Source organism: Methanoculleus sp. UBA413 (assembly GCF_002502935.1).
GTDB classification, from domain to species: domain Archaea; phylum Halobacteriota; class Methanomicrobia; order Methanomicrobiales; family Methanoculleaceae; genus Methanoculleus; species Methanoculleus bourgensis.
Window position 1 is genome coordinate 1 of sequence record NZ_DAQR01000002.1, and the last position, 5,026, is coordinate 5,026.

Here is a 5,026-nt window from a genome sequence, read left to right on the forward strand (position 1 = left end):
CTCGGTGTGGTCACCATCTATGCAAGCGGCACCCGGGTCTCTAACGTCACGGGAACCGCGGATGCCAGTATCCAGGCGGTCTTCCTCCTGCTCCACAACCCGAACGTCTATGCCCCCATCCTCGAAGACGTCGAGTTCGTCAACTGCCGGGCTGTGGACACCGGGACCTACGGGTTCCTCCACAACGCCTGGGGATCAGAGAATACCACCATCAGAAACATCCGCTACGAGAACTGCCATGCGATCAACTGCGGCAGGTTCGGGACGTTCAACCCCTGGGTGACCGGGTTTGACTTTGCGGAACAGAACGACATCGAGCGGCTCCGGGTGAGCAACTCTTCCGCCGAGGGGAGCCTCGAGTCCGGGTTCCACTTCGAGTGGGACCCCGAGAAGCGGGACTGCGTCTTCACCAACTGCTCAAGCCTGAACAACGGACAGAAACCCTGCCCTGAGACCTACCTGGTGGGCGACCCGGACTTCTTCGGATCCGGCTTCTACCTCCCGGGAGGGCAGGTGTCGCTGATAAACTGCCGGGCTGAGGGGAACAGTGTGTTTGGGTTCTTTATCTGCAACCCGGACGGGATGCTCCTGTATAACTGTGCCGAGAGCGAAACGGGACGCGCTCAGGTAGCAGGCCCCTCTGCAAAGCCTGTGTCATACTGCATCCTTCAGTCCATGCCGGTCACGAAGAACCCCTCCCTCGTGATGGACCACTGCAGGAGTCTCGACTCAAACGGCTGGGCCCTCTTTGTCTGCGGTGCGGAGAACGCCGCTATCAGGAACTTCACCATGATCAATCCTGCCGGAATCAATGACAAAGGGGCGGTACTGGGATGTTCTGGAGAGGAACTCCCGGTAAACTCAACAGTCAGGGCTGGCGTCTTCAACTCGACTATCGACCTTACCGCATCGGGAGACCGGCCTGGGACGCTTCTGTATGTTGTGAACAATAGGAATGTCACATATTCAGGTCGGATCTACTCCAGTGCCGCTCTCCCGGTCCAGATTGAAGGGGGGGAAGCGGGAGATCCGGTCCTGGCCGACCTCGAGGTGCTGCCTGCCAAATCGCCCCTCCTCCCGGGCCCCTGAGCGCCACTCCCGGGTGGGAGAGGCCTGCTAACTCTTAAATGGTACCTCTGCCTCATAGGGGTATGAACCCGGCAGGGGGCAATCGCGGGCACCCGGAATCCCGCATCCGGGGTGGCGAACCCCCGGGTCGACACACACGATATCGTATCCGCCTGAAGGAATAACAGAATGGTCGGTAGCCCATGTCAGCGAAACCACATCTGGGAGCCAGAGGCAGACGCATTCTCATTGCCATCGCCGTCCTGATTGCGGTGATCAGTGCAATCGTGCTGGTCATGTACTTCTATCCGCCCAGACCGACTCTTCCCCCGCCGCCGCCTCCCCCGCCGGTCACCCCGCTGCCCATAACGCCGGTGGTGCCCCCGGAGGTGCCCGGACCGACGGTCGTTGTCGCGGCAAGCGACAGCAGCGCTGCATCGAAGGCCCGGGCCGACATCGTGTGCGACGGCACCGATGATCAGCGTGACATCCAGACCGCATTTGACTCCCTGCCGCCGTCAGGGGGGACGGTTGCCCTCTCGAGCGGCACATTCAATTGCGCCGGGAGCATCTACCCCCGTGCGAACACCATGCTCCGGGGCGAGGGGCCCGATGCAACGTTTCTTGAGTTCAGCAAGAACGGGCGGCTCAATGTCTCCCGGGAATCAGTCACGCTCTACAATTTCCATGTCAGGGGCGCCGGCTACCCCGGGACCGGGACCGACCGCTGGCTCGGCGTGGTTACTCTCTATGCAAGCCACGCAAAGGTCCTGGCCGTCGAGGGGACTGCCGATGCGACCACCCAGGCGGTCTTCCTCCTGATCCATGACCCGGACGTCTACGCCCCCGTCCTCGAAGACGTTGAGTTCATCAACTGCCGGGCCGTGGACACCGGGACGTATGGGTTCCTCCACAATGCCTGGGGGACGACGAACAAGGTGATCAAGGACGTTCGCTACGAGAACTGCGCCGCAATCAACTGCGGCAGGTTCGGGGCGTTCAACCCCTGGGTGACCGGGTTTGATTTTGCGGAACAGAACGACATCGAGGGGCTCCGGGTGAAGAACTGCCTCGCTGAGGGCAATCTCGAGTCCGGGTTCCACTTCGAGTGGGACCCCGAGAAGCGGGATTGTATCCTCGAGAACTGCATCAGTAAGAACAACGGGCAGAAACCCTACCCGACAAAGGCCTACAAGGAGAGCGATACGTCCACGCACTACTTCGGGTGCGGCTACTACGCCCCGCGGGGGGACATCACCTTCATCAGCTGCTACTCCGAGGGGAATAGCCGGCACGGGTTCTACGCCACCAACGGTGGTAAACTCTACAACTGCGTTGATCGGGACGTCGGCGCCGGGAAGACCGATTACCGTATCATCCAGCCGGCATCGTTCTACGCCGCTCCGACCCGGTCGGTAGCCCCGTCGCTCGTGCTCGAGAACTGCTCAAGCATCGATTCGAACGGCTACGGCCTCCAGATCGACTTTGCAAGCGATGTCTGCATCAGGAACTTCCACCTGGAGAACCCGGCCGGGATAGACGGGAAGGCGACAAACCTGGGAGGGGCGCACGGGGGGCCCCTGGCGAACTCCGTGGTGAACATCTACGCGTCTGGCGACCGGGCGGAGACGCTGATCTGGGCGCGGAACAATGAGAATGTCGAGTACTCGGGTCAGATTATATCAAACGCCGCGAAGCCGTTCGTGATCGAGGGCGACCGCACCCGGAAGGTCCGGGTCAAGGATATGGAGATCGTCTCCGCAAGCCTTGCGCCCTATACAAACGGTGTGGTCCTCACGAGTTCAGTTCCTGCCGGGGCCGTGACGTTTGAGAACGTGGCGGTTGTATCGGGAGCGCGGTGACGTCCGATGCGGCTATCTGGGTTTTTTACTAGTACCCGGTCGAATCCGGCCCGGGTACCGGACTTTTCTTCGCCAGCGCACTATGAAGATCAGGTTACCACTCCCTCACCCCCGGGGGGTGCGGCAGGGGGGTGGCTGCCGTCCTGGTCGGGGTTGTCCGGATCTTTTTGAATTCCAGTCGTTCTCATAAATTTTTGGGGTGTGTGTGGCATATCCGGCACCCGTTAACCCGTCCGGGATCCCTCCCTGAGCATGCGGTCGAGGCGTGTATTCTCAGAGGGTATCTGCGCTAAAGTCGAAGGTCTGATATATGCTTTTCCATCAAATCGAAAATTTCGAAAATCGTGAAATCCGGCAAAATATTGGAAAATCTGCTGACTTTTCAAATTTTAAGATGTAATTTGACGTTGGATTGATTTGGAAAACCTTTTAAACCACAGATATCAGATAATGCAGTATCTCCCGAGAGGTGAGATAGTGCGAGATAGACGGACAACGAAGCTTCTAATCGCAGTGTTCCTGATCGTCGGGCTTGTCCCGATCGTCGGAGCACTCGAGACGACCCCCACCACGATTGTCGTGGCTGCAAAGGACAGCAGTGCGGCCGATAAAGCATCGGCTGCCTATGTCTGTGACGGGGTCAATGATCATGTGGAGATTCAGGCAGCACTGAATGCCCTGCCATCATCCGGCGGTGTTGTCCTCCTTACCAGCGGCACATACAACTGTGCGGGGATCATTGCTCCCAAAGCAGGCTCGACTCTCAAGGGGGAAGGTGAATCGGAGACATACCTGAAGTTCACCCGCGATGGACGTATCAACGTCGACCGTGAGTACGTGACCCTGGATGGCTTCAACATCCAGGGCAGTGGATACAGCAGCGGCGTCAAATGGCTCGGTGTGATGACCATCCGTGCGAGCCACGCAAAGATCCACAACATCACGGGAACCGCGGATGCGAGCATTCAGGCAGTCTTCCTCCTGATTCACGATCCGACAGTATATGCTCCTACCCTCCAGGACATAGAGTTTACGAACTGTAAGGCTGTGGACACCGGGACGTATGGGTTCCTCCACAACGCCTGGGGGACGACGAACAAGGTGATCAAGGATGTCCGCTACGAGAACTGTGCCGCGATCAACTGCGGCAAGTTCGGAGTGTTCAACCCCTGGATCACCGGGTTCGACTTTGCGGAGCTCAATGACATCGAGGGGCTCCGGGTGAAGAACTGCCTCGCTGAGGGCAACCTGGAGTCCGGGTTCCACTTCGAGTTCGATCCCAAAAAGGTGGATTGTATCCTCGAGAACTGTGTGAGCCGGAACAACGGGCAGAAACCCTACCCGACAAAGGCCTACAACCCGAACGACATGTCGACCCACTACTTCGGGTGCGGCTACTACGCCCCGAATGCCGACGTGACGTTCATCAACTGTGTCGCGGAGGGCAACTCCATGAACGGGTTCTACACCACCAATGGCGGCAAACTCTACAACTGCGTCGAGAAGAACACCGCCATCGGGAGGACTAACTTCGCATACCGGGCACCGGCCGGCTACTACAGCGTCCCGTGCCGCTCGGTCAACCCCTCCCTGGTGATGGAGAACTGCACGAGCATCGACTCAAACGGCTACGGCCTTCAGGTCGATCTTGCTAATAACGTGAAGATCCGGAACTTCCACCTGAAGAACCCGGCCGGGATCAACGGCAAGGGTTCAAGCCTCGGCGGCACGAACGGCCAGTTCGACAATGCCGAGGTAAGCATCTACGCATCGGGCAACCGTGTGGAGACGCTGGTCTGGGCGAAGGAGAACGAGAACACCGTCTTCTCCGGCCAGATCGTCTCTGATGTCGCAAAGCCGTTCCTGATCGAGGGCTACGGCACCCGCAACGTCCTGGTCAAGGATATGGAGATCGTCTCAAAGATCCTCCCCGCCGGCTCCCCTGGTGTGACCATCGCAGGCACGGTTCCGGCCGGTCAGGCGACCCTCCGGAACGTGAAGGTGACGTCAACCGGTTCGCCGGTACCGGCGCCGACCCCGACCGTTCCCGGACCCACCCCGACACCTACGCCCACCACCCCGGCTCCCTCCGGGAA

General features: G+C 59.4%; 2 protein-coding genes and 1 pseudogene. All 3 read left to right on the forward strand.

Features of this window, described 5'->3' with window-relative positions; translation table 11 throughout:
* Positions 1-1,089: hypothetical protein (locus tag BP858_RS00300; protein WP_286878526.1), on the forward strand; the 1,089-nt coding region annotated here is incomplete at its 5' end.
* Positions 1,090-1,271: 182 nt separating this feature from the next.
* The gene (locus BP858_RS00305) at positions 1,272-2,930 is read left to right on the forward strand and encodes a hypothetical protein (RefSeq protein WP_074175695.1); all 1,659 of its coding nucleotides are present in this window, start codon (positions 1,272-1,274) and stop codon (positions 2,928-2,930) included.
* Between the two features lie 477 nt (positions 2,931-3,407).
* Positions 3,408-5,026 (forward strand): annotated as a pseudogene (locus BP858_RS00310) (glycosyl hydrolase family 28-related protein); the annotation flags it as partial.